The 22,452-nt window shown below is 69.2% G+C and carries 22 protein-coding genes and 2 pseudogenes; 15 read left to right on the top strand and 9 right to left on the bottom strand.

From position 1 onward, the window contains the following. The 3 genes from KUTG_RS04645 to KUTG_RS04655 all read right to left on the bottom strand — a co-directional run bounded on the left by KUTG_RS04645 (position 1) and on the right by KUTG_RS04655 (position 2,918). The gene (locus KUTG_RS04645) at positions 1 to 1,188 is read right to left on the bottom strand and encodes an MFS transporter (RefSeq protein WP_198047009.1); all 1,188 of its coding nucleotides are present in this window, start codon (positions 1,186 to 1,188) and stop codon (positions 1 to 3) included. A gap of 100 nt (positions 1,189 to 1,288) precedes the next feature. Next, complete coding sequence (locus tag KUTG_RS04650; RefSeq protein ID WP_043715151.1) at positions 1,289 to 1,957, bottom strand: Ig-like domain-containing protein; 669 nt, start codon at positions 1,955 to 1,957, stop codon at positions 1,289 to 1,291. A 151-nt stretch (positions 1,958 to 2,108) separates the two neighbouring features. Next, positions 2,109 to 2,918: a S8 family serine peptidase gene (locus KUTG_RS04655; protein ID WP_084578894.1), complete on the bottom strand. Its 810-nt coding sequence runs from the start codon at positions 2,916 to 2,918 to the stop codon at positions 2,109 to 2,111. A 243-nt stretch (positions 2,919 to 3,161) separates the two neighbouring features. Here KUTG_RS04655 and KUTG_RS65080 point away from each other — a divergent pair. Both KUTG_RS65080 and KUTG_RS65085 read left to right on the top strand, forming a co-directional pair. After that, positions 3,162 to 3,572: pseudogene (locus tag KUTG_RS65080) on the top strand (AMP-binding protein); the annotation flags it as partial. A 76-nt stretch (positions 3,573 to 3,648) separates the two neighbouring features. Next, positions 3,649 to 4,659 (top strand): AMP-binding protein, encoded by a 1,011-nt coding sequence (locus KUTG_RS65085; RefSeq protein ID WP_255360845.1) that lies wholly within the window; start codon positions 3,649 to 3,651, stop codon positions 4,657 to 4,659. Positions 4,660 to 4,827: 168 nt separating this feature from the next. Here the strand turns inward: KUTG_RS65085 and KUTG_RS04665 are convergent, their stop codons facing one another. Next, a complete protein-coding gene (locus KUTG_RS04665; RefSeq protein WP_232240659.1) occupies positions 4,828 to 5,373 on the bottom strand; it encodes a hypothetical protein in 546 nt (181 codons plus the stop codon). Positions 5,374 to 5,575: 202 nt separating this feature from the next. Between KUTG_RS04665 and KUTG_RS04670 the strand changes: the two genes are divergently transcribed. Further along, positions 5,576 to 5,800 (top strand): hypothetical protein, encoded by a 225-nt coding sequence (locus KUTG_RS04670; RefSeq protein ID WP_043715155.1) that lies wholly within the window; start codon positions 5,576 to 5,578, stop codon positions 5,798 to 5,800. A 325-nt stretch (positions 5,801 to 6,125) separates the two neighbouring features. On the opposite strand, the gene KUTG_RS04675 is transcribed toward KUTG_RS04670, so the two are convergent. Further along, positions 6,126 to 6,896: an SDR family NAD(P)-dependent oxidoreductase gene (locus tag KUTG_RS04675; RefSeq protein WP_232240660.1), complete on the bottom strand. Its 771-nt coding sequence runs from the start codon at positions 6,894 to 6,896 to the stop codon at positions 6,126 to 6,128. Positions 6,897 to 7,006: 110 nt separating this feature from the next. Further along, positions 7,007 to 7,462, bottom strand: coding sequence for a MarR family winged helix-turn-helix transcriptional regulator (locus tag KUTG_RS04680; RefSeq protein WP_043715158.1), 456 nt, complete (start codon positions 7,460 to 7,462; stop codon positions 7,007 to 7,009). A 169-nt stretch (positions 7,463 to 7,631) separates the two neighbouring features. Here KUTG_RS04680 and KUTG_RS04685 point away from each other — a divergent pair, with 169 nt between their 5' ends. From KUTG_RS04685 to KUTG_RS04695, 3 genes are all read left to right on the top strand, one after another. Next, a complete protein-coding gene (locus KUTG_RS04685) occupies positions 7,632 to 8,432 on the top strand; it encodes an alpha/beta fold hydrolase (protein ID WP_232240661.1) in 801 nt (266 codons plus the stop codon). A 191-nt stretch (positions 8,433 to 8,623) separates the two neighbouring features. Beyond that, positions 8,624 to 9,232, top strand: a complete 609-nt coding sequence (locus KUTG_RS04690) for a TetR/AcrR family transcriptional regulator (RefSeq protein ID WP_232240662.1) — start codon at positions 8,624 to 8,626, stop codon at positions 9,230 to 9,232. An 84-nt stretch (positions 9,233 to 9,316) separates the two neighbouring features. Continuing rightward, positions 9,317 to 10,108 carry an SDR family NAD(P)-dependent oxidoreductase gene (locus tag KUTG_RS04695; RefSeq protein WP_232240663.1) on the top strand — a complete coding sequence of 264 codons (792 nt, stop codon included), beginning with the start codon at positions 9,317 to 9,319 and terminating at the stop codon, positions 10,106 to 10,108. Between the two features lie 191 nt (positions 10,109 to 10,299). On the opposite strand, the gene KUTG_RS04700 is transcribed toward KUTG_RS04695, so the two are convergent. After that, positions 10,300 to 11,199, bottom strand: a complete 900-nt coding sequence (locus tag KUTG_RS04700; RefSeq protein ID WP_052393950.1) for an alpha/beta fold hydrolase — start codon at positions 11,197 to 11,199, stop codon at positions 10,300 to 10,302. A gap of 112 nt (positions 11,200 to 11,311) precedes the next feature. Between KUTG_RS04700 and KUTG_RS04705 the strand changes: the two genes are divergently transcribed. Continuing rightward, complete coding sequence (locus KUTG_RS04705) at positions 11,312 to 11,716, top strand: winged helix-turn-helix transcriptional regulator (RefSeq protein ID WP_157494328.1); 405 nt, start codon at positions 11,312 to 11,314, stop codon at positions 11,714 to 11,716. Between the two features lie 96 nt (positions 11,717 to 11,812). On the opposite strand, the gene KUTG_RS04710 is transcribed toward KUTG_RS04705, so the two are convergent. Continuing rightward, a complete protein-coding gene (locus KUTG_RS04710) occupies positions 11,813 to 12,517 on the bottom strand; it encodes an aspartate/glutamate racemase family protein (protein ID WP_043728307.1) in 705 nt (234 codons plus the stop codon). A 10-nt stretch (positions 12,518 to 12,527) separates the two neighbouring features. On the opposite strand from KUTG_RS04710, the gene KUTG_RS04715 reads away from it, so the two are divergent. The 6 genes and pseudogenes from KUTG_RS04715 to KUTG_RS04740 all read left to right on the top strand — a co-directional run bounded on the left by KUTG_RS04715 (position 12,528) and on the right by KUTG_RS04740 (position 19,578). Further along, a complete protein-coding gene (locus KUTG_RS04715) occupies positions 12,528 to 13,463 on the top strand; it encodes a LysR family transcriptional regulator (RefSeq protein ID WP_198047011.1) in 936 nt (311 codons plus the stop codon). A 55-nt stretch (positions 13,464 to 13,518) separates the two neighbouring features. After that, complete coding sequence (locus KUTG_RS04720; RefSeq protein ID WP_052393953.1) at positions 13,519 to 15,558, top strand: non-ribosomal peptide synthetase; 2,040 nt, start codon at positions 13,519 to 13,521, stop codon at positions 15,556 to 15,558. Positions 15,559 to 15,571: 13 nt separating this feature from the next. Next, positions 15,572 to 16,552, top strand: a complete 981-nt coding sequence (locus tag KUTG_RS04725) for a TauD/TfdA family dioxygenase (RefSeq protein ID WP_043715166.1) — start codon at positions 15,572 to 15,574, stop codon at positions 16,550 to 16,552. Beyond that, entirely contained in the window at positions 16,549 to 17,586 is a 1,038-nt protein-coding gene (gene sbnB, locus KUTG_RS04730) for a 2,3-diaminopropionate biosynthesis protein SbnB (RefSeq protein ID WP_043728313.1), read from the top strand. Before KUTG_RS04725 ends, sbnB begins: the two co-directional genes overlap by 4 nt. Before the next feature lie 17 nt (positions 17,587 to 17,603). Then, positions 17,604 to 18,550, top strand: a pseudogene (gene sbnA / locus KUTG_RS04735) (2,3-diaminopropionate biosynthesis protein SbnA). A gap of 68 nt (positions 18,551 to 18,618) precedes the next feature. Further along, the gene (locus KUTG_RS04740; protein WP_052393955.1) at positions 18,619 to 19,578 is read left to right on the top strand and encodes a hypothetical protein; all 960 of its coding nucleotides are present in this window, start codon (positions 18,619 to 18,621) and stop codon (positions 19,576 to 19,578) included. Here the strand turns inward: KUTG_RS04740 and KUTG_RS04745 are convergent. Beyond that, positions 19,563 to 20,546, bottom strand: a complete 984-nt coding sequence (locus KUTG_RS04745; RefSeq protein ID WP_043715167.1) for a clavaminate synthase family protein — start codon at positions 20,544 to 20,546, stop codon at positions 19,563 to 19,565. The two genes, KUTG_RS04740 and KUTG_RS04745, sit on opposite strands and share 16 nt — an antisense overlap. A gap of 151 nt (positions 20,547 to 20,697) precedes the next feature. Here KUTG_RS04745 and KUTG_RS04750 point away from each other — a divergent pair, with 151 nt between their 5' ends. Then, a complete protein-coding gene (locus KUTG_RS04750; protein WP_043715170.1) occupies positions 20,698 to 21,633 on the top strand; it encodes a daunorubicin resistance protein DrrA family ABC transporter ATP-binding protein in 936 nt (311 codons plus the stop codon). After that, positions 21,630 to 22,391: an ABC transporter permease gene (locus KUTG_RS04755; protein WP_043715172.1), complete on the top strand. Its 762-nt coding sequence runs from the start codon at positions 21,630 to 21,632 to the stop codon at positions 22,389 to 22,391. The genes KUTG_RS04750 and KUTG_RS04755 overlap by 4 nt, the downstream gene beginning before the upstream one ends. Positions 22,392 to 22,452: the final 61 nt, after the last annotated feature.

The following is a 22,452-nucleotide window of genomic DNA, read 5'->3' on the forward strand; positions in this document are numbered from 1 at the left end:
TCAGGCACCCTTCGGGAAGGCGTGCTTATGGCCGCCGATGACTGCGACAGCGGCGGCGACCAGGAGGACCAGCGTGGCCCAGGTGATCGAGCCGGTGCCCAGGTCGTCGATCAGCAGGCCGCCGAGGAAGCCGCCGATCGCGATGGAGCCGGAGAACACCGTGATGGTGATGGACTGAGCCACGTGCGCGGCCTCCCCGGTCGCCTTCATGCCGGCGACGATGAACAGGCTGGCGGAGCTGCCGAAGGCCAGGCCCCAGGCCGCCACGGCCACGTAGACGAGCACCGGCACGCCCGACAGCACGGCCAGCACCAGCGCGCTGACGGCGAACACCAGGGTGCTGCCGACGGTGAGCCGGCGCAGGTGGTGGTCGATGTGCGTGCCGACGACCAGCACGCTCAGCACCGACGTGACGCCGAAGGCGAACAGCACCCAGCCGGCCTGGCTGGACATGCCGGCGTAGCCCAGGAAATCGGTGACGTAGGTGTAGAGGATGTTGTGCGCCACCATGTACGCGGTCAGCGCGAACAGAACCGTGCGCAGGCCCGGGATCATCAGGACCTTGGTCAACCTGAACCGGTCGTCCGTGGGCAGGCCCGGCATGTTGGGCAGCGTGGCCAGCATCCACAGCATGTTCAGGCCGGCCAGCACGGCCGAGGCGTAGAAGGCGATCTGCCAGCCGCCGACGCTGCCGACCAGCGTGCCCAGCGGGACGCCCAGCGCCAGCGCGATCGGCGTGCCGGCGGAGGCGACGGCGACCGCGCGGCCCTGCAGGTGCGCGGGGGCCAGGCGGGCGGCGTAGCTGCCGAGGTGGGGCCAGACCATCGCGGTGCCGAGGCCGGCGACGAAGCGGATGACCATGGTCAAGGTGTAGTCGGTGGACAGCGCCGTCAGCGCGTTCGTCACGAGGACCACAGCCAGCGCCACCATCAGCACGTTCCGGCGCGGCCAGCGGGCGGTCAGCCGCGACAGCGGGATCGCGCCAAGCGCGGTGGCCAGCGCGTAGATCGTGACGACCTGGCCGGTCAGCGCCGCGTTGGCGTGCAGCGTGACGCTCATCTCCGGCAGCAGGCCGGCCGGCAGGCACTCGGTGAGGATGGCGATGAAGCCGGCGAAGAACAGCCCGAACAAGGCCTTGCCCGGCAGGCGGGTGGCGGTCCGCTGTGGTGTGCTCAGTGTTTCGGTCACGAAGTGAGCGTGCCTCGGCAGCCAAGGGTTACCCAGACCTCGGCTTGACGTACGTCCCGGTTTCCTACCACCGGCAGTGGTAGGAAACCGGGATCGGCACCTACGCCTTGACCCGGTAGGCGTGGATGAAGGTCTGTTCGACCTGGTTGCCGGCCCGGTCCTTGGCCGTGGCCCGCAGCGACGCGAAGCCGTCCGACGTGGCATTCGTCGTCACGGCGTACCAGGTGTCGCCGACCTTGAGCACTGGCATCCGGTGCCAGGTCGCGCCGTCATCATACGACGAATCCAGGGTGACCCGGGTCGCCTCCGATGGCCCGCTGTCGGGGTTGCGTTCGATCCGGACGGGCAGCACCAGCGGCCGGTTGGCCTTGGCCGTGTCCATGCTGTCCAGCTCGGGGTTGATCTTCACGATCATCAGCGGCAGCGGGTGGATACCGTCCACATGGGGCGACCTGAACGTCCAGGCGATGCTGGTCCGGCTGGACAGCGGCATGATCGTGTCGTCCTGCTGGAGGTCGACCACGGCCTCATAGGTCGCCTCCTGCGCCGGCTGGTCGGAGAACAGGCAGTCGAACAGGTTGCTGCGCTCAGACACCAGCTGGCCGTCGCGGTAAAGGGTGATGTGCGAGGACTTGGTGGTCGCGCCGTAGCCCCACCCGCCGGCGACACCGTCGGCGTAGCCCGGGGTGTGAATGTTGATCATGTCGTCCTTGCGGACGGAGCTGTACTGCGGCGGCGAGCCGGCCGGGGCGAACGCCGCCTCGTACACGCCCTGGTTCCAGGTCCGGTCGTAGTCGCGGCCGGCCGTCAGCCAGGTAGTACTCGGTGCGGCCGAACGGCAGGGTCACCGTCAGCGGCGCGTCCGTCCGATGTGGAACGTCCATTGTGGATCCGAACGACCAGGTGTGGCCGTACTGCAGCTAAGTGGACTGGGCATGGTAGTGCTGGTTCACGGCCGCGAGCTCGCGCGGCGACACCTGGGTGGCGTCCGGGGCCACGCCTCGGTACTTGCCGTTGGAGGCCGCGCCGCTGCCGGCGATCGTCGACGCCACGTGGGTGCCGTGCCCGATGGTGCCATCGGTGGAGTTGTCGCTGGTGAAGTCCTTGGCGTCGGCGATCCGGCCGGCGAAGTCCGGGTGCGTGGCGTCGATGCCGGTGTCCAGGACCGCGACCGTCACGCCCTTGCCGGTGAAACCGGCCTGCCACACCGTCGGCGCGCCGATCTGGGGCACGCTCTCGTCCAGGCTGACCTGGCGCTTCCCGTCCAGCCACACCTTGGCGCCGCTGTCCTTGAGCTGCGCCCACGCCTGGCCCTTCTTGGCCTGCACCGCCTCGGCCTTGAGGCTGGGCAGCGCCTGGGTCGTGGCCCCGGACCAGCTGCCGGCGACGATGAGCGGGATGTCGGCGGAGTTGCCGTAGCTGAACCGCTGGAGGTCGGTGAGGTCGAACGGCCGCCGGTCCAGCCGTCCCGACGCCACCGCGGCCGCCGCGTCGAGCGGCACCACGTAGGTGTGGCCCAGTGCCTGGTATACGTGGAAAGCGGTTCCCTCACGGCCGGGTACGGGCAGCGGCGACACGTCCTGGCCGTTGACGGTGATCTTGTCCCCGGTGATCAGCGTGATCGTCGAGGGCGGCTCGGGTGCTGGTAGCGGGACCGCCTGCGCCAGACCGGGGGCTAACGCCGCGATAACGGCCGTGGCGAGGCCGGCGGCGAGCACTCTGCACCTCAACTGGGCTCCTCAGGGTTGTTCCAGTCGGCGGCGCAGCACGGAATTTTACGCGCAAGATCACGAAAAATCGGGACATCGGTGCGCGATAACCTAAACAGAACAACCAGAACAAGTCACCCATGACCACTTCTGACCGATGGTCGCTCGGGCATCGAAAGTCGTCGGCCGGGCACCGAATCCCACCCCTCATTCGACAACGGTCGTACCGTCGGAGGCGACGTTCCTTCGCGAAGGGATCTGGGGATGCCGAACGGGTTCTATGGAGTAGCGGTCGCGGATCCGTCGAGGCCGGCGCTGATCGACCCCGACGGCCAGGTCACGACCTTCGGGGAGCTTCGGGCCCGTGTGAACGGCCTCAGCCATGCGCTGCGGTCCCTCGGGCTCGCCCCCGGCGACGTCGTCGCCGCGATGGTGCACAACTCGTCCGCCTACTACGAGCTGGTGTTGGCCACCGGGCAGCTCGGGCTGTACCTGGTGCCGGTCAACACCCACCTCACGCCGCCCGAGGTCGAGTTCATCGTCACCGACTCCGGGGCCAAGGTCGTCGTCGCGCACGCCGACCTGGCCACCGACCTCGACCTGGCCGTGCCGCACCGGTTCGCCGTCGACGGCGCCGTGCCGGGCTGGCAGGACTACGCGGCCCTGGACGGCCCTTCCGAGGATCCCTCGGATATTCTAGAGGGCCGGGTCATGATGTACACCTCCGGCACCACCCGGCCGCCCCAAGGGCGTGCAGCGCCGGCTGACCGGCCGGCCGCCCGGCGTGATCGCCCAGGCGATGGCCGACTCCGTGGCCCCGTTCGGTTTCCAGCCCGACGACGGCGTGCACCTCGTCGTCGCGCCCCTGTACCACGCCGCGCCCAGTTACTTCTCCCTTTCGGCGCTGCACCTCGGGCACACCATTGTCTGGCGACGCAAGTTCGACGCCGAGGCCACGCTGCGGGCCATCGAGCAGCACCGCGTCACCGACAGCCACTTCGTGCCCATTCACTTCGTCCGCCTGCTGCGGCTGCCGGCCGAGGTCCGCGGCCGCTACGACCTGTCCAGCCTGCGCACCCTCATCCACGCCGGCGCGCCGTGCCCGGTGGAGGTCAAGCAGCACATGATGGACTGGCTCGGCCCCATCGTGTGGGAGTACCTCGGCGCCACCGAGGGCCTGGTCAGCATGATCGACCCGCAGGGCTGGCTGCGCCGCCCCGGCACCGTCGGGCGGCCGCTGCCCGGCCTCACCGTCAAGCTGCTCGACGACGACGGCCGCGAGGTGACGCCCGGCGAGGCCGGCACCATCTACTACGACGCCCCCGGCGACCCGTTCGAGTACCACAACGACCCCGCCAAGACCCGGGCCAACCGCATCGGCGACCTGCACACCGTCGGCGACCTCGGCCGCTTCGACTCCGACGGCTACCTCTACCTCCTGGACCGCCGCACCGACCTCATCCTCACCGGCGGCGTCAACGTCTATCCCGCCGAGGTCGAGCAGCACCTGCTCACCCAACCCGCCGTCGCCGACGCCGCCGTCATCGGCGTGCCCGACGCCGAGTGGGGCCAGAGCGTCATCGCCATCGTCCAGCCCGCCTCGGCCCCTTCCCCCGACCTCGCCCGCCAACTCCTCGACCACTGCGCCGCCGGCCTCGCCTCCTTCAAACGCCCCCGCCGCATCGAGTTCCGCACCGACTTCCCCCGCACTGCCACCGGCAAGCTGCTCCGTCGGCAGCTACGGGAGGAGTTCGCCGGCTAGGAAGGGCCGGCGAGGGGCCGCGCCCGTTACCACCGGTTGTCCTGGCGGCTCCGCCCAACCGTCCCCTCGGCCGGACCGAGCCGCCGAAGTGATGTTGTTCGTCATGGACAAGGCTCAACCCTGACGTGCGGTCAGGGTCAAGCCCGTCCGGACGCGCGCCGCGGCACGTCACTGGTCGGTCGGCGGTTGGAGCGAGGTCCAGGTGAGTTCGGGCAGCGGGCCGCTGGCGACGCCGAGGTCGGTCCGGGCGCGGGCGTAGAAGTCGTTGCGCAGGAGCATGGTGTTCTTGTAGGCATCGACGAAAACCGCCTCGTCGGGGCGGTCCTCGCGCAGGATGCGTTCGAGCTGCCACACCTGCTCGTGCCAGGCGCGGGCGGCGGAGATCGCGGCGGGATCGCCAAGCAGGAGAACGGTTTCCCAGTTCAGGGCGCGTTCCGTCTCGGCTTCGGCCAGCTCGGCGAACGCGGCGTCGAGGTCGACGGGACGGCCGGTGGCGAGCAGGTTCCTGGTCTCGGCGACCCGCCGGCACAGGCGAACCATGCGCTTCACGGCGTTCGAGTACTCGGTGTAGGCGGCCAGGCGCTTGTCGTCCCATCGCGCGGACTGTGTGCGCCGCCACCGTAATCGCTCGGACGTGGTGGTGACGACGAACGTCGCGGCGGAGCCGAGCAGGACACCCGCGATGGTCAGGATCTGTGTGACGACTGGGTTCACGGATTCCAAGCCTGCCACGGCCATCAACGATCGAACCAGCCTGGTTCACGGCCGGGAGCGGAGGCTTCGGAGCATGCGGGCGTCCTCGAAGCCGGGTGGACCTGGCCGCTGGGGCTTCGAGATTCTCGCCGACATGTGTCGAACCAGGGCCGTCCCTTTCGACGTGTAGGTGTAGCCGACCCCAGCCGGAAGGAGCACCGCCATGAACACCACACCACCGCTTTCTGTCAGCTGTCGAGACCGGGCGGTGCTGCGTGCCGTGGCCGCCGGGCGCTGCGAGCTCACCGGCGTCTGTCTGGTCGTCGACGGCCTGAACTGCTGCGATCAGTTCGCCGGCCGGCGACTGGCCGATGCCGGTCTGATCATGGCGACATCAGGGCCCGCGCGACTGACGACCGCCGGTCAGAGGCTGCTGGCGGCGGCATGACCGGCGGCCTCAGCCCGCCGATCACACCTCGATCCGGCCGCTCGTCCGACTTCCTGGGACCTGGAGGACATCAGCGGGATCGTTACTCTCGACGAACCCCGCCACAGATGACACCGGGCAGCGCCGCCCCGAGTTCACGCCGTTCCAGAAGTCTCCCGGTGCGGAGGACGTTCAGTGAGCCATAGCCGCTCGATGGCACGGCCTGAGCCTCCAAGAAGTGCCGACTCCTGTGAGAAACCAGCGACTTCGGTCTCAGCAGTTCTGGTCTGCCGACCATGGTCGGCAGACCAGCACCGTCCTGCGCCGCTCGTCAGGACGGCGACAGTCAGATGCTGAAACCGCCGTCGACGTTGATCGTCGCGCCCGTGATGTACCGGCCATCCGGACCGGCCAGGAACGCCACCGCTCCGGCGATGTCAGCCGGAGCCGCGTAGTGCCCCAATGCCGTCAAACCGGCGATCCCCTCGGCGCCCGCGTCGTCGGCCGGGTTGAGTTCGGTGTCGGTCGGGCCGGGGTTGACCAGGTTCACCGTGATCGCCCTGGGGCCCAGCTCGCGACCGAGCGCCTTGGTCAGGCCGATGAGCGCGGTCTTGCTCATCGAGTACAAGGAGAATCCGGGGAACACCGCGCGCTCGGCCACGTTGCTGCCGATGCTGATGATTCGGCCGCCGTCGGACATATGGTTGACCGCGGCCTGCGATGTCACGAACGGCGCCCGGACGTTGACCGCGATGGTCTGCTCGAACTCCTGCAGGGTCAACTGTTCCAGTGGACCGAGCAGGAACGCGCCGGCATTGTTCACCACGATGTCCAGCCGGCCGAACTCACCGGCGGTCCGCTCCACGGCGCGGACCAGTGCCACTGGATCCGCGCTGTCCGCCCGAACGGCAAGCGCCCGCTGTCCCATCGCCTTGATCTGCTCGACCACGTCGTGGGCGCGTTGCTGGTTCTGTTGGAAGGTCAGGGCCACATCGGCGCCTGAACCGGCCAGGCGCAGGGCCACCGCGGCCCCAATGCCTCGGCCGCCACCCGTGACCAGTGCGACCTTCCCGTCAAGTTCTTTGCTCACAACCGTAAGCTTGGCCGCCACCGGCACAACTGTCTGGCGGTCATCGGACATCGCGTTCGTGTCAAAGCAGCCAGTTTGTTCGTGAACTTCGGGCTCTGCCGATGAGCGGACATGAAAGACGAGCGGGCTTCCCGAGATCAGTCCTGCAGATCTTCGGCGGTGAATGCGCGGCGCGCAGTGAGCCGGGCCAGCTGGGTCTCCAGGGTCTCGAGCTGCTCAGGGCCTATTCGGGCTGCCCAGCGGTTGCGTACGTCGTCGAACAACGCGCCGCCAACGGTCATCAGCTCGCGGCCGCGAGGGGTAACACGCACGCGCTTGCGGCGGCCGTCGCTTGGGTCGGGCGCGCGGTCGACATAGCCGAACCCTTCCAGTGCGGCGATGGTCTGCGCGGCGGCCTGCTTGGTGACCGCGAGTCGGCGACCGAGCTCGGAGGCGGTGTCCGCACCAGCGTCCACCGCACGCAGGGCGAACTCGTGCACAGGCCGGACACCTTCGTGGCCGCGCTTCGCAAGCTCCACGTTCACCTCGTCGACCATTGAGTGAAACCCGCCGAGCAGCAGAAGCGCGAGCTCTGCCCCGCTGGACTGTGCCATGGGTCGATCATACGAGGCCCGCCCAGGTAGACAAGTCACTTGTCTAACCCGTAGTGTTCGACAAGTAACTTGTCTATCAACCCGAAGGAACCTCGTGAATCGTCTCGCCGCCACCATCCCCAACGTCGACCACCACCATGTCAGCCTCAACGGCACCGAGCTGCACTACGTGGCCGCCGGCACTGCCGGGTCCCCCGTCCTGCTGGTCCACGGCTTCCCGGAAACCTGGTGGGCCTTCCACAAACTGATCCCCCTTCTGAGCGAGCACCATCGAGTGTTCGCTGTCGACCTGCGCGGATTCGGCGACTCCGCCACCGCCGCTGCGGAGCACAACAGCGAGACGGCAGCGAAGGACCTCGGCGACCTGATCGCGCACCTGGACGTCGGACCCGTCCACCTCACCGGGCAGGACATCAGCGGCTCCACAACGTTTCGTGTCGCCGCCACCCGTCCCGAACTCGTCTGCAGCTACACCGGGATCGAAACCGGACTCCCGGGGTTCGGCGCCGAGAAGCTCGCCGACGTCGCCCACGGCGGCGCCTGGCACATTGGCGTTCTGGCCGCCCCCGGCATTCCGGCGATGCTCCTGACCGGACGCGAGCGGGAGTTCCTCGCCGACTACGCGATCCCGTCACTCACCGCGAGCCCTGACGCGTTCACCGACGCGGACATCGACGAACTCGTCCGCTCCTACGCGCGAGCCGACGCGTTCGCCGGCGCAGCCGGCCTGTACCGGTCCCTGCTCTCGGAGGGTGACGAACTTCGCACGCTCGCGGCTCGGAAACTGGACATGCCCGTGCTTGCAGTCGCGGGCCGCTCGGCGGACTTCACACCCGCGACGTTGCGGCAGGTCGCCACCAAGGTGACCGCGGCACACATCGAAAAGATCGGCCATTACGTGGCGATGGAAGCACCCGAACAACTCGCCACCGCCCTCCGCTCCTTCTATGCGGACATCGATCCGAAGTGACGCCTCGATCGACCGCGCGGCCGCGGACCTCGCCGAACATCCTCTTCTGCCGTTGGTCGTGCGCGGGAACGCTCGCTCGTGCCGATGAGCGGACGTCGGCGCCACCGTCGGCCGGTTCCGTAACGGACTGGTCACCTCGTGGCGCTTCCCACGGCGGTAGCCGTGGCTCGGATGTTCATCGAGGACACCCCTTGACCGCCTACCAACTAGAAGGTAAAAATTGTCGCGTGACCACGACAGCGGATCGGATCCTGGACAGCGCTCAGACGCTGGTGCAGGTTCGGGGGTACAACGGCTTCTCTTACGCCGACATCAGTGCCGAGCTGTCCATCACGAAGCCGAGCATCCATCACCACTTCCCCACCAAAGCCGTACTGGCCGAGGCGCTGATCGCGCGCTATCGGGAACGGTTCGCCGTAGCGCGAAAGGAAGTCGACGACGACGCGGCGGGCGCACGGCAGCGCCTGGTGGGTTATGCCGGGCTGTACGCCGAGACCTTTGCCCACGGCGGCCGCATCTGCCTCTGCGGCGTCTTCGCCGTGGATGCGGAGAGCCTGCCCGTTCAGGTACGGCAGGCGACGGACGCGTTCTTCGCCGATCAGCGGCAATGGGTGGCCGGCGTGTTGGCCGAGGCGGGCATGCCCGCCACCCGGACCGGTGCGGCGGCCGAGGCTTACCTGGCGTCCCTGGAGGGGGCGCTGCTCCTGGCCCGCGCTCACGGGCAGCCGGACGGCGCCGCTGGACAGGATCGGGATGTGGTCCGGTCGGTGGCGGCGACCTTGGTCGACGCTCTGCTCTGAAAACGCACCACCCAAGGCCGCCGCGCGTGGCGCCGCGGCGACCTTTTGCATGACCAATCAACCTACCAACTAGTAGGTAGTCAGATGAGGGGAACCACCATGGAACAGGACTTCACCGGCCGCAAGCTCGTCGTAGTCGGCGGTAGCAGCGGCATGGGCCGTCAGATCGCCGAGGACATCGTCAGCCGCAGCGGCAGCGCGGTCGTCATCGGCTCCCACCTCGAGCGGGTCGAGAAGACCGTGGCCGACCTGGCCACCCGCGGACAGGCGTGGGGCATCACCGCCGACCTGCGCGACCCCGCTGAGGTGACGCGGGTGCGCGAGGAACTGGCCGGCCAGCACGCTGACACGACGTTGCTGGTCAACGCAGCTGGCGTGTTCAGGCCGCTGCCGTTCCTCGACCACACCCCCGCCGACTACGACGCCTACCTCGACCTGAACAAGGCCACCTTCCTGATCACCCAGACCGTGGCGCAGAACATGGTGAACAGCGGCCACGGTGGCGCCATCGTCAACATCGGCAGCATGTGGGCGAAGCAGGCCATCGCCGCGACACCGTCATCGGCGTACTCGATGGCCAAGGCCGGTCTGCACGCCCTGACCCAGCACCTCGCCCTGGAGCTGGCCAACCACAAGATCCGGGTCAACGCCATCTCCCCGGCCGTGGTGGCCACCCCCATCTACGAGGGCTTCATCCCACCGGCTGAGGTCGACTCCGTGCTGGCGGGGTTCAACGCCTTCCACCCGGTCGGCCGGATCGGCACCACCGAGGACGTCTCCGCCGTGGTCACCTTCCTCCTCTCCGACCAGGCCGGTTGGGTCACCGGCGCGATCTGGGACGTCGACGGCGGCGTCACGGCAGGCCGAAACCAGTAACCACCGAGGCGCTGCCAGGCCTGTACGGGTTTCACGGTTCGGAGCCCGTACAGGCCCTCGTCCCCTTGGGTGCTCAGCACTTCGCCCACCACAAGGCACAACTGCGGATACCACCGGTTCGAGACCAGCCGAACGTCCGCTGATGCCGCAGGTCGCGCACCGGGCGTCCGCTACTGCCGATGAGGGAGCGGTCACGGTGAGGGTGGGTGATCGCGTGATCCGGTGGGTTGGTCGGCGTCGAGGAAGGGCGTCATTAGACGGAGCAGTTCCCGGGGCCGGTCCAGCGGGATGATGTGGCCGCAGTCCGCAATGACGTGCCCGGTGAGGTCGTCGGCGATGGGGCGTAGTTGCCGTTCGAGCGTGGTGCCAGCCGGGTGGGCGCCGATCGCCAGGGTGGGCATGCTGATCCGGCCGTCGGCCACGGCGTCGTCGAGCTGACGGTCGGTGGTGGGCAGTGCGCGGTAGTAGGAGAAGGCGCAGCGCAGCGCGTCCGATCCGGTGTAGGCATCGATGAACGCCGCGCGGACGTCCGGTCGCACGCCCTTGCCGCGACTGCCGGCCATGAGGAACCAGTCGATGTACTGTGCCTCGTGTCCGATCAGGACCTTTTCGCCGAGGCCGGGGACGGCGTGGAATCCGAACCACCAGGGTGGCCCGGCGGCGAGGAAGTCCTCGGCGCCGGGCAGCGAGCCGAGCAGCGCCTCCATGACGATCAGCCGTCGTATCCGTTCGGGATGCCGCAGGGCGAGCAGGACAGCGACCGGGGTGCCGGCGTCGATGGCGACCACGGCGGCGGTGGATTCGGCGAGGGCGTCGAGGATTCCGGTGATGTCGTCGGCCAGGGTGCCGGCGTCGTAGCCGTCCGACGCGTGGGTGCTGGCGCCGCAGCCGCGTAGGTCCGGGGCGATGACCCGGTGGTGCGTGGACAGCGGGCCGATGATCTCGCTCCAGAGCTGCCAGGTGTGCGGGAAGCCGTGCAGCAGCACGATCGCCGGGCCGGTGCCGGCCGTGGCCACGTTGAGATGGATGCCATTGGTGGCGATCCGACGCAGCTGGACCTGCGGCGGGCGGGGTGGCGCGGTTCCGGACACGAAGTCTCCTTGCGGTTACCATTGGTTACCTCAAAACCATAGGTAACTGCGTTTGAGGTAACCAGGAGGCACTTCGTCGACAGGTGGTGAGGTCAAGGTGACCACTCGGCCCGTGGGTGCACAGCGTGCAGGTCACGGTGATCTGTTCGATCCCCAGTGCCCGACACGTCAACTCCTGGACCGGATCGGCACGAAATGGACGTCGATGGCGGTCAAGGTGCTCGCGGAAGCCGTTCCGGGTGAGGTGCGGTTCGCCGAGTTGAGGCGGCGGATGCCCGGTGTCTCGCAGAAAATGTTGTCGGTGACCCTGCACAGCCTGGTCCGGGACGGGTTGGTCGCCCGCCGGGTCGAGCCGACTGTGCCGCCGCGGGTGCACTACCGGCTCACGGAGCTGGGCCTGTCGCTGGAGGTCCCGCTGGCGGCGTTGCGGGACTGGGCCGAGCAGCACATGGCCGAGATCGACCGCGCCAACGCCGGCAACGACGACACGCAGGCCGACCCTCTCGGCGGCCAATGACGCGTCATCCACAGGACACGCGCACATGCCGCAGCAGAACTCCGCCGGTCAGGACGGTCGACCATTCAATCGAGGCCGGATCTCAGGGCGTCGTTGTCAGACGTCAACAGCAACCCCGAGCGCCAGGTCGAGGGCGGCATCGCAGTGCAGCGCGGTGGTGGCGAACACCGGCACGTCCAGGTCCGAGGGGCGAACACTCAGCTCCAGCTCCGTGCACCCCAGCACGATGCCCTCGGCGCCGCCGGCGACCAAGGACCGGCAGACGTCCAACAGCCGGTCACGGGAAGCGGCCTCGACCCGGCCGACGCAGAGCTCGTCGAAGATGATCTGCTGTACGACCGCCTGCTCCGCCGCGCCTGGCACGTCGGCGGTCACGCCGCGCAGGGCAAGGCGGTCACGGTAGAAGGACTGCTCCATGGTGTACCGGGTCCCCAGCAGGCCGACGCGGCTGACGCCGGCGGCCAGGGCGGCGGAGGCGGTGACGTCGCAGATGTGCAGCACCGGAACGGAAACGGCGGCCGCCACCTCGTCATAGAGCTTGTGCATGGTGTTGGTGGCCAGCAGCAAGAACGAAGCGCCACCGGCCTCCAGGGCTCGGGCCTCGGAGATGAGCACAGCGGCGATACGGGACCACTCCCCCGCCGCCATCATGTCGGCGACGGGTGCGAAGTCGACGGTGGCGACACGGAGCCGGGCGGAATGCAGACCACCGAGCCGGGCCCGAACGCCCTCGTTGAGCAGCCGAAGGTACTCGGCGGTGGACTCCCAGCTCAGGCCGCCGATGATCCCGATCAGTTCCATGCACCCCAGGATGCCGGACGACACATGTAAGCAAAAGAACGCATCGATGACACCACCTGGCAGTATCGGTTACATGCTGGATCCCAGGAGCCTGGTGGTGCTCCACCTCGTCGACCGCACGGGCTCAATGTCGGCGGCGGCCCGCGAACTGGGCTGGACGCACCCGGCGATCAGCCAACACATCAAGCGGCTGGAACGCGCGGCCGGCTGCGACCTCGTCGAGCGACACGGACGTGGCGTTCAGCTGACCGACGCCGGAACAACGCTGGCCCGGCACGCGGCGCAGATCGCCGCGTCGCTGACGGCCGCCCAGGAATGCCTGCCGGATCTGGCATCCGGTCACGTCCCGCGGCTCAGGGTGGCGGCATTCCCCACGGCCTGCGCGACGCTCGTGGTCGATGCTGTGACCTCTCTGGAGGATCTCCGCGTCGACGTCCGCCAGGCGGAACCGCCGGAAGCGTTGGCCGCCCTGAACGACGGCGTGGTGGACGTCGCCGTGACCTTCCACGACGAGCCACCACAAGGCAAAGGAGTCACGGTCCTCGGCCGCGACCCCCTACTCGCCGCGCTGCCGGCCGAACATCCGTTGGCCACCAAGGAAACCATCGCCCTCGACGATCTCCGCGCGGCAACGATCATCGCCGGCTGCCCGCTGTGCCAGGCCAGGTTCGTCAACCATTGCCAGTCGTTCCGCCCGACGCTGCACCACCAGGTGACCGACGACTACGTGCTGATGCAGGCGATGGTCGCCGCCGGCCAAGGCATCGCCGTCCTACCGGGACTCGCACTGGCCGCACACCGCCGCGTCGACATCGTGACCCGAGAGTTGAACCCGCCCTTGCATCGGGAAATCGCCGTCTGGCTGCCGTCCGACCGCGCCACCCCGCCCGAGGCCCGGCGACTGCTCGACGCACTCTCGGTAGTTGACGCAATAATGCGCCAATAAGGCCCCTGGATAGCGTGGCGGCTCGGTAGCGAACCGAACCGTTCGAGGGGGTCGTATGGACAGCGCCCACGGTCTCGCGCAGGCGGCGGGAAAGCTCGGCGTGACCGAGGAAATCCTGCAGCTCGCCGCGCACGCCAAGGTGCTGAGCGTGCTCACCGGCGAGGGCGCGGTCCAGTACGGTCACGGCCGTGTCGTGGTCCGCGACGGATCCTGGCGTGACCTGGTCGAGGCAGCGCGAGCGGGGAACGGCACGTGCCCGGCCATGGACGAGCGCACGGCGGGGTATCACGCCAAAGCACTCAGCCTGCTGATCGCCGACCCCGACGCCGATCACGACGCGGAAACCCTGCTGAGCGCCGAGGAACTGCACCTCCAGGTCCACGGCATGGCCGGCCCCCACCGTGAACTTCCGGACCGCCGCATGCACCGGCTGTTCGAGGAGCGGGCCCAGCGCCACCCGGACGCCGTCGCGGCACAGTGCCGGGACACGCAGTGGACGTACCGCGAGCTCAACGAGCGGGCCAACCGCATCGCGCATTTCGTGCTCGGCCAAGGTGTTCAGGCCGAAGACGTGGTCGCGGTCATCTCCGAGCGCAACCTCGACTGGATGGCCGCCGTTCTCGGCGTGTTCAAGGCCGGCGCGTGCTATCTGCCGATCGAGCCGAACTTCCCGGCCGAGCGCATCGAGGCGATGCTCACCCGAAGCAACGCCGCCGTGCAGCTGACCGAGCAGGTGCTCACCGGCATCGTCGACGGCCCGACGACCGACCCGAACATCCCCGTACACCAGAACCAACTGGCGTACATCTACTTCACGTCCGGCTCCACGGGCCAGCCCAAGGGCGCCATGTGCGAGCACGGCGGCATGATCAACCACCTGTACGCCAAGATCGACGACCTGGGCATCGGCGAAGGCGCCGTGGTGGCCCAGACCGCGCCCCAGTGCTTCGACATCTCCCTGTGGCAGCTGGTGTCGGCACTGCTGGTCGGCGGCCGCACGGTCATCGTGCCGCAGCAGGACATCCTCGACATCAACGGGTTCCTCGACACCGTCGAGACCGGCGAGGTCGAAGTGCTGCAACTGGTTCCGTCCTTCCTGGAGGTCGTGCTCTCCGAGCTGGAGGTCCGCCCGCGTGACCTGCCGGCGCTGCGCTGCGTCTCGGTCACGGGCGAGGCCATCAAGAAGGAACTGGTGCAGCGCTGGTTCGCCCACCGTCCCCATGGGACACTGGTGAACGCCTACGGCCTCACCGAGACCTCCGACGACACCAACCACGAGGTCATGACCTCGACCCCGGACACGGAATCGGTGCCGCTGGGCAAGGTCATCGCCAACACCACCGTGTACGTGCTCGACGAGCGCCTGCGCCCGATGCCGCTGGGCGCCGTCGGCGAGATCGCCTTCTCCGGCATCTGCGTCGGCCGCGGCTACATCAACGACCCCGAGCGCACGGCCGCGGCCTTCATGGACGACCCGCTGCGCCCCGGCCGGCGGATGTACCGATCCGGCGACTTCGGTCGGTGGCTGCCCGACGGCCGGCTGGAATTCCTCGGCCGCCGCGACGCGCAGGTGAAGATCCGGGGCTTCCGCATCGAGATCGGCGAGGTGGAGAACCGCCTGCTCGGCGCGCCCGGCGTGAAGGATGCCGCCGTGGTCGTCGCCGACGGACCGCAGCTGGTGGCCTTCTTCTCCGCCACTGGTGATCTCACCGGCGAGCAGCTCCTCGCGCACGCGGCCGTCGCGTTGGCCGACTACATGGTGCCGACGGCCGCGCACCGGTTGGACAAGCTGCCGCTCACCGACAACGGAAAGATCGACAAGAAGGCGCTCAAGGCCGCCGCCAACGATCTGTCCGAACAGGACTACGTCGCCCCGGCCACCGACGCGGAGCGGAAGCTCGCCGCGACATGGGCGGACGTGCTCGGCCTGCCGGTGGAGCGGATCGGCGCCGACGCCGACTTCTTCGAGCTGGGCGGCACTTCGCTCAGCGCCGTCCGGTTGGCGATCAAGCTCAAGCCCGCGGTCTCCCTGACCGACATCACGGCCGCCCCGACCCTGAGCAAGTTAGCCGCGCTGGTCGAACAGGCCGGCTGAAAGGAACACAACGATGTCGTCCTTGGTGGAGGCGTTCGCGCCACTGCTGGAAGGCAGACCGCCGGTCCTGCGGGCGTACGCGAACAGCGACGCCGAAGGCTGGGTCGCCGACAACCTGGACACGCTGCGCGCCGCGGTCCTCGGCCACGGCACGGTTGTGGTACGAGGCCTCGACGTCGCGGATGCCGCGCAGGCCGGTCGGCTGGCCAAGCTGATCACCGGCCGGTTGATCACCGAGCGAGAGTCGTTCGCGCCCCGCACGGCCTACGCGCCGGCGGTGTACTCCTCGTCGGCGTGGCCGGCCAACCAGCCGATGTGCATGCACCACGAGCTCAGCTACGCCCAGGAACTCCCTGGCACCATGGTCTTCGCCTGCCTGCAGGCGCCGGCGGCCGGCGGCGAGACCGCGGTCGCCGACGCCGGCGCCGTGCTGGCCGACCTCCCGCCGGACATCGTGTCCCGCTTCGAGAAGGACGGCTGGCAGCTGATCCGCAACTACGGCAAGACCATCGGCGTGCCGTGGCAGCAGGCGTTCGGCACCGATGACCAGTCCGAAGTGGAGGCCTACTGCCGGGCCAACGACACCGAGTTCGAGTGGACCGAGGCCGGCCTGCGCACCCGGCAGCTCCGCACCGCCGTCGCCCACCACCCGGTGACTGGGCAACGCCTGTGGTTCAACCAGATCGCGTTCCTCAACGAACTGACCATGGACCCTGACGTGCGCGAGTACCTGGCCATGGTGCTGGGCCCGGACGGCCTGCCGTTCACCACCCGCCACGGCGACGGCGAGCCGATCCCGGCCGAGGTCGTCGACGTGATCAACGAGGTCTACCAGCGGCACACCGCGAGCATTCCGTGGCAGCGCGGCGATCTGATGCTGGTGGACAACCTCCGCACCGCGCACAGCCGGCAGCCCTACGAGGGCGACCGCGAGATCGTCGTCGCGATGGGAGATCCCGTGCGGCGCACCGACATCAGATGGAGCCGTTCATGACCGACCCGCAGGTGCCCCCGTTCGCCGTGATCCCCGGCAGCCAGGTGCACGGTGTGCTCAGTGGCAACGAGAAGCGTGTCGTCGAGATCGTGGAGGCGGCCTACAGGGTGCACGGCGGCGGCGACACCGTCAACCCGCCGTCGTACTTTCTGCGCTTCCCGGACCGCCCCACCTCGCGCATCATCGCGCTGCCGGCCTCGATCGGCGGCGACGTCGCGGTCGACGGCCTCAAGTGGATCTCCAGCTTCCCGGAGAACGTGCAGCGCGGCGTGCCCCGCGCGTCGGCGGTGCTGATCCTCAACGACCACGACACCGGCTACCCGCTGGCCTGCATGGAGGCGTCGATCATCAGCGCCGCCCGCACCGCCGCCTCGGCCGCGCTGGCCGCGGACGTGCTGACCCGGGGCCGAAACCGCCCGCGCCGCATCGGTTTCTTCGGCGTCGGCCTGATCGCCCGCTACATCCACACCTATCTCGCCGGCACCGGCTGGGACTTCGACGAGATCGGCGTGCACGACCTGTCGACCGAGCACGCCGTGGGCTTCAAGGGCTACCTGGAGCGCGGCGCGACCGGGGCGACGATCACCATCCGGGACAGCGCGGAGGAGCTGATCCGCACCAGCGACATCGTGGTGTTCGCGACCGTGGCCGGCCGGCCACATGTGTCCGAAGTGGACTGGTTCGAGCACAACCCGTTGGTGCTGCACGTGTCCCTGCGCGACCTGTCGCCGGAGATCATCCTGGCGTCCACCAACATCGTCGACGACGTGGACCACTGCCTCAAGGCCGACACCTCGCCGCACCTGGCCGAGCAGCGCACCGGCAACCGCGACTTCCTGGACGGCACGCTGTTCGACGTGCTCACCGGCCGGGTCGAGCTGCCCGACGACAAGCCGCTGGTGTTCTCCCCGTTCGGCCTCGGCGTGCTGGACCTGGCCGTCGGCAAGCACGTGCACGACGAGCTGGCCGCGGCCGGCGAGCTCGCGACCGTGCCCGACTTCTTCCACGAGCTCTCCCGTTACGGCCGGTCCTGACGAAGGCGGTTTGTGCCATGCAGGTGATCTCCGGCCCGGACGAGTTCCATGTCGACGACCTCTACGTGGACCTGCGCCGGGCACTGGGACTTCCGCTGCTCCTCAAGTGCGAGGCCTTCAACTTCGCCGGCTCGGTCAAGCTCAAGGCGGCCGTGGCCATGGTGGACGCGGCCGAGCGGGACGGGCGGCTGGCGCCGGGCTCAGTGCTGATCGAGTCCTCGTCGGGCAATCTCGGCATCGCCCTGGCGATGATCGCCGCGAGCCGCGGCTACGGCTTCCTGTGCGTCACGGACTCACGCTGCAACACCGCTTCCCGGCGGCTGATCGAGTCGTTCGGGGCGCGGGTGCACATGATCACCGAGCCCGATCCGGACGGCGGCTTCCTCGGCGCGCGCATCGGGTACGTGCGGCGGATGTGCCTGCTCGACGAGCGGTACGTGTGGCTGAACCAGTACGCCAACAGCGGCAACTGGCTGGCCCACCACGGCAGCACCGCGCCGGAGATCGCCAAGGCGTTCCCCGAGCTGGACGTGCTGTTCGTCGGGGCCGGCACCACCGGCACGCTGATGGGCTGCGCGCGCTACTTCCGCGAGCACCGTCCGTCGGTGCGGATCGTGGCCATCGACGCCGTCGGCTCGGTCACGTTCGGCGCGCCGGCCTCGCCGCGGCTGATACCCGGCCTCGGCACCAGCGTCCGCCCGCAGCTGCTCGACGAGTCCTTTGTGGACGACGTCGTGCACGTGCGAGAGGAGGACACCGTGAAGATGTGCCACCGGCTGGCCGCGGCCGGCTTCGTGTTCGGCGGGTCCACCGGGACGGTGGTCAGCGGCCGGAGCGGTGGCTGGCCGACAACGGCGCCGGCATCTCGGTCGCCATCGCCCCCGACCTGGGCGAACGCTATCTCGACTCGGTGTACCGGCCCGAGTGGGTCGAGCAGAACTACGGCAGCCCGCTGCTGGTGTAAGTTCGGCGGATGGCTGTTGGACCGGCGCTGGTGCGTGACCGAAACGCCTGGCAGCACCTGGAGCGTTCGTGGTCTGCGCGGTCGCGACCATCCTGATCACGAGATCGTTCCTCGGCGCCACCGGCTATCCCAAGATCGGCAGCGGCGGCCTGCACATCGCCCACATGCTGTGGGGCGGGCTGTTGCTGCTGATCTCGCAGCTGCTGGTGCTGTCCTACCTCGGGCCGGTCACCAAGCCGCTGGCGGCGGTGCTCGGCGGCGTCGGGTTCGGGCTGTTCATCGACGAGGTGGGCAAGTTCGTCACGGCCGACAACAACTACTTCTACCGACCGGCCGTCGCGATCATGTACGTCGTCTTCGTCGCGATCGTGCTGGCCGGCCGGCTGGTGCACGACCGGCGCCCGCGCGGCCCGGCCGAACAGCTGGCCAACGCGGCGGCCATCGCCGCCGAGGGTGTGGTGGCCGGGCTGACGAAGTCACGGCGTTCGGTGGCCAACCGCCTGCTCATGCGGGCGGCAAAGGGCGGCGCGGACTCGGGAATGACGTCCGCGCTGTCCACTGTGGTCGATCTGTGCCCGCCGGGCCGTGCGGCCCCGCACATCTTCGACACCTTCCGTCACCGGCTGGCGGCGGTCCTGCCGCAGAGCTGGGTTCTGGTGTGGCTGACCAACATCCTGCTGATCGGCCAGGCCGCGGCGGGCATCGTCGGCTCGCTTCTCGTGCTGCTGGAGGACGCCCACGGGGCCGAGTGGATCGCCGGCGTCGGGCAGCTCGCGAGCGCCACCGTGGCCGGTGTGCTGGCGATAGTCGCGCTGATCCTGCAATGGTCCGACGACCGTGCCGCCGTGCTGCGCTGGAGTCGTTACGCCGCACTGGTCACGGTGTTGTTCACCGAGGTCTTCGACCTGGTCGAGCAGGAGTTCGCCGGGTTGACCGGGGTGGGGGTCGGCCTGTTCGCCCTCGCTGTGATCGCGCTGCACGAGCGGCGGTCACGCCGACCCCTCACCAAGGCTCAGACCAGCACGTAGCCGTCGCCGGGCCGCTGGAACCGCGAGCGGCGCAGGTCGTTCATCACGAACGTGCGCTGCAACCAGCGGTCCTTGCCGTCATAACGCGGCGTGAAACCGGTGCGGCCGTGCACGGTCACGCGGTTGTCCACAATGGCCAGGTCGCCCGCCCGCAGCCGAAGCGTCTGCGACGCGTCGTTGAACCGCTCCCGCAGCTCCTCCAGCGCCGCCGCGGCCCGGGGCGTCTGCGGCGTGGTGGCGGCCAGGTCGACCCGGAGGTTCGGGTCCTCCTCGGCGCCGAACAGCACCGCGTGCTCCACCGCCCCGTCGCTGCCGAGGCCGAACGACGGCGGCGCCTGCGTGACGAACTCGCGGCTGAACAAGGCTTCCCGCGCCTCGTCGGTCAGCATCGGCAGCACCGTGCGGGCGCACGAGGTGCGCAGACCGGCGATGCCCTCGTGGTCCTGCCGCAGGCACAGCAGCATGACGTAGTCGGGACGGTTGGGGTGAAACGCGTTCTCGGTGTGCCATTCCAGCAGCACCGAGCCGGCGTTGCCCTGGAACTCCTCCTTGCCCGGCACCGGAACCACGTCCTGCACCAGGGCGCCGGTCTTCTCCGGCAGGAACGCGGCCGGGTCGCCGAGCCCGGTCGCGATCATCATCAGCACCGCCGCCGGCACCGCGACGGTGCGCTGCACCGAGCCGTTCACCGTCGGAGTGTTTGGCAGACCATGCTCGTTCACGGGCAGGTTCCGCAGCAGCATCGCGCCCTGCGGGCCCGAGTCGCGGCGGAACTCCCGCAGCGGCCGGCGTAGACCGACCGGGGCCTCGTCCCAGGCCCGCCGCGCGTCGTCCACCCACTCCGGGACGTCCACCAGGTCGTTGTCCACCGCGCTCAGGGCGCGGGCCAGCTCCTCGACGGCCTCGGCGTCGGCCGTGGCCAACGCGACCGGCGAGGGACCCGCTGTGGTTTCGGTGACCACCGTCATAGCTGTCCTACCTCCACTCGGATACGCCCGCGACGGTAGGCAGCCCCGGCTTTGTTCCGTTATCGCCGGCATTTCACCGGCCGGTCCCCTGTGGACGGACATCGTCGCCTCGATATCTGGCCGATAAGGGGGTTCTCTAGCGTCCCGTGCTATGACAGCAGCCATCCGCGTCGAGGGCCTGGCCAAGCGCTTCGGCGACACCCAGGCGCTGGACGGCGTCGACCTGGAGGTCGAGGCCGGGACCGTGCTGGGCCTGCTCGGCCCGAACGGCGCCGGCAAGACAACGACGGTCCGCACGTTGGCGACGCTGGTGCGCCCCGACGGCGGTCGCGCCTTCGTCGGCGGCTACGACGTGGTGGCGCAGGCGACCGAGGTGCGCCGGCTGATCGGCCTGACCGGGCAGTACGCGTCGGTGGACGAGAACATCTCCGGCCGCGAGAACCTCTACCTGATCGGGCGCCTGCTCGATCTGTCCGGCAAGGCCGCCAAGGCCCGTGCCGACGAGCTGTTGGAGCGCTTCGACCTCACCGCCGCCGCCACCCGGCCCGCGCGCGGCTACTCCGGCGGCATGCGTCGCCGCCTCGACCTCGCCGCCAGCCTGGTCGGCAACCCCAAGGTGTTGTTCCTGGACGAGCCGACCACCGGCCTGGATCCCCGCAGCCGCAACGAGTTGTGGGACGTGGTTCGGTCCTTTGTGGCCGGTGGCTCGACCGTGCTGCTGACCACGCAGTACATGGAGGAGGCCGAGGCGCTGGCCGACCGGGTCGTGGTGATCGACCACGGTCGTGTCGTCACCGGCGGCACCCCCGACCAGCTACGGGCCCGCGTCGGCGGCCGCGTGCTGCATGTGCGCATGGAACGTCCCGACGAGGCCACCGATGCCGCGAAGGCCTTGGCCGACGCCGGATTGGGCTCCGCCGTCACCGACGAGGAGGCCGGCCGGCTCTCCCTGCCCATGGCCGACGAGCAGTGGCTCACCGCCGCGCTGCGGGTCATCGGCGGACTGGGCCTGACCATCGCCGAGATCGAGACCAGGCTGCCCAGCCTGGACGAGGTTTTCCTGACGTTCACGAAGAGGTCGGCATGACGGCGTCCACCCTGCGGCACTCGCTGGCCATCTGCCGGCGCAACCTCGTGCACATCCGCAACGACCCCGAGCAGCTGTTGGACGCGACGGTCATGCCGATCGTGTTCACCCTGGTGTTCCTGTACGTGCTCGGCGGGGCCATCGGCGGCGACCACCTCGACTACCGGGAATACCTGTTGCCCGGCATCATGGTCCAGACCGCCTCGTTCGCCTCCACCGTGACCGGCATCGGCCTCAACACCGACTTCGGCCAGGGCGTCATGGACCGCTTCCGGTCCCTGCCCATCGCCCGCTCGGCCGTCCTGGCCGGCCGCATCGGCTCCGACGTCTGCCGCCTGTTGTTGGGGCAGCTCGTGATGCTCGCCTTCGCCTTCGTCGTCGGCTTCCGCGTGCACACCGGTCCCCTTGAGGTCCTCGGCGCCTTCGCCCTGCTGCTCCTGTACGGCACCGCCCTCTGCTGGGTCTCCGCCTTCGTCGGCCTCAGCGTCAAGAACGCCCAGGTGGTCTCCACCGTCGGCTTCCTGTGGATGATCCCCCTCCAGTTCGGCAGCTCCATCTTTGCCCCGCCCGACACCATGCCCTCCTGGCTCCAGGCCTTCGTCGCGGTGAACCCGACAACACTTGTCACCGACGCCTGCCGCGGCCTCCTGGTCGGTGGCCCCGTAATCGGCTCCGCCGCCGGCGCCATCGCCTGGAGCCTCGGCCTCATGGCTGTCTTCGCCCCCCTCGCGGTCCTGCGCTACCGCAACCGCACCTGACCTCACCCCGCGAGTCCCGCCGAAAACCGTTCCCCGGCACACATTCTCTCCCCCTTCTTCA

It is taken from the genome of Kutzneria sp. 744, assembly GCF_000568255.1.
Taxonomy (GTDB): domain Bacteria; phylum Actinomycetota; class Actinomycetes; order Mycobacteriales; family Pseudonocardiaceae; genus Kutzneria.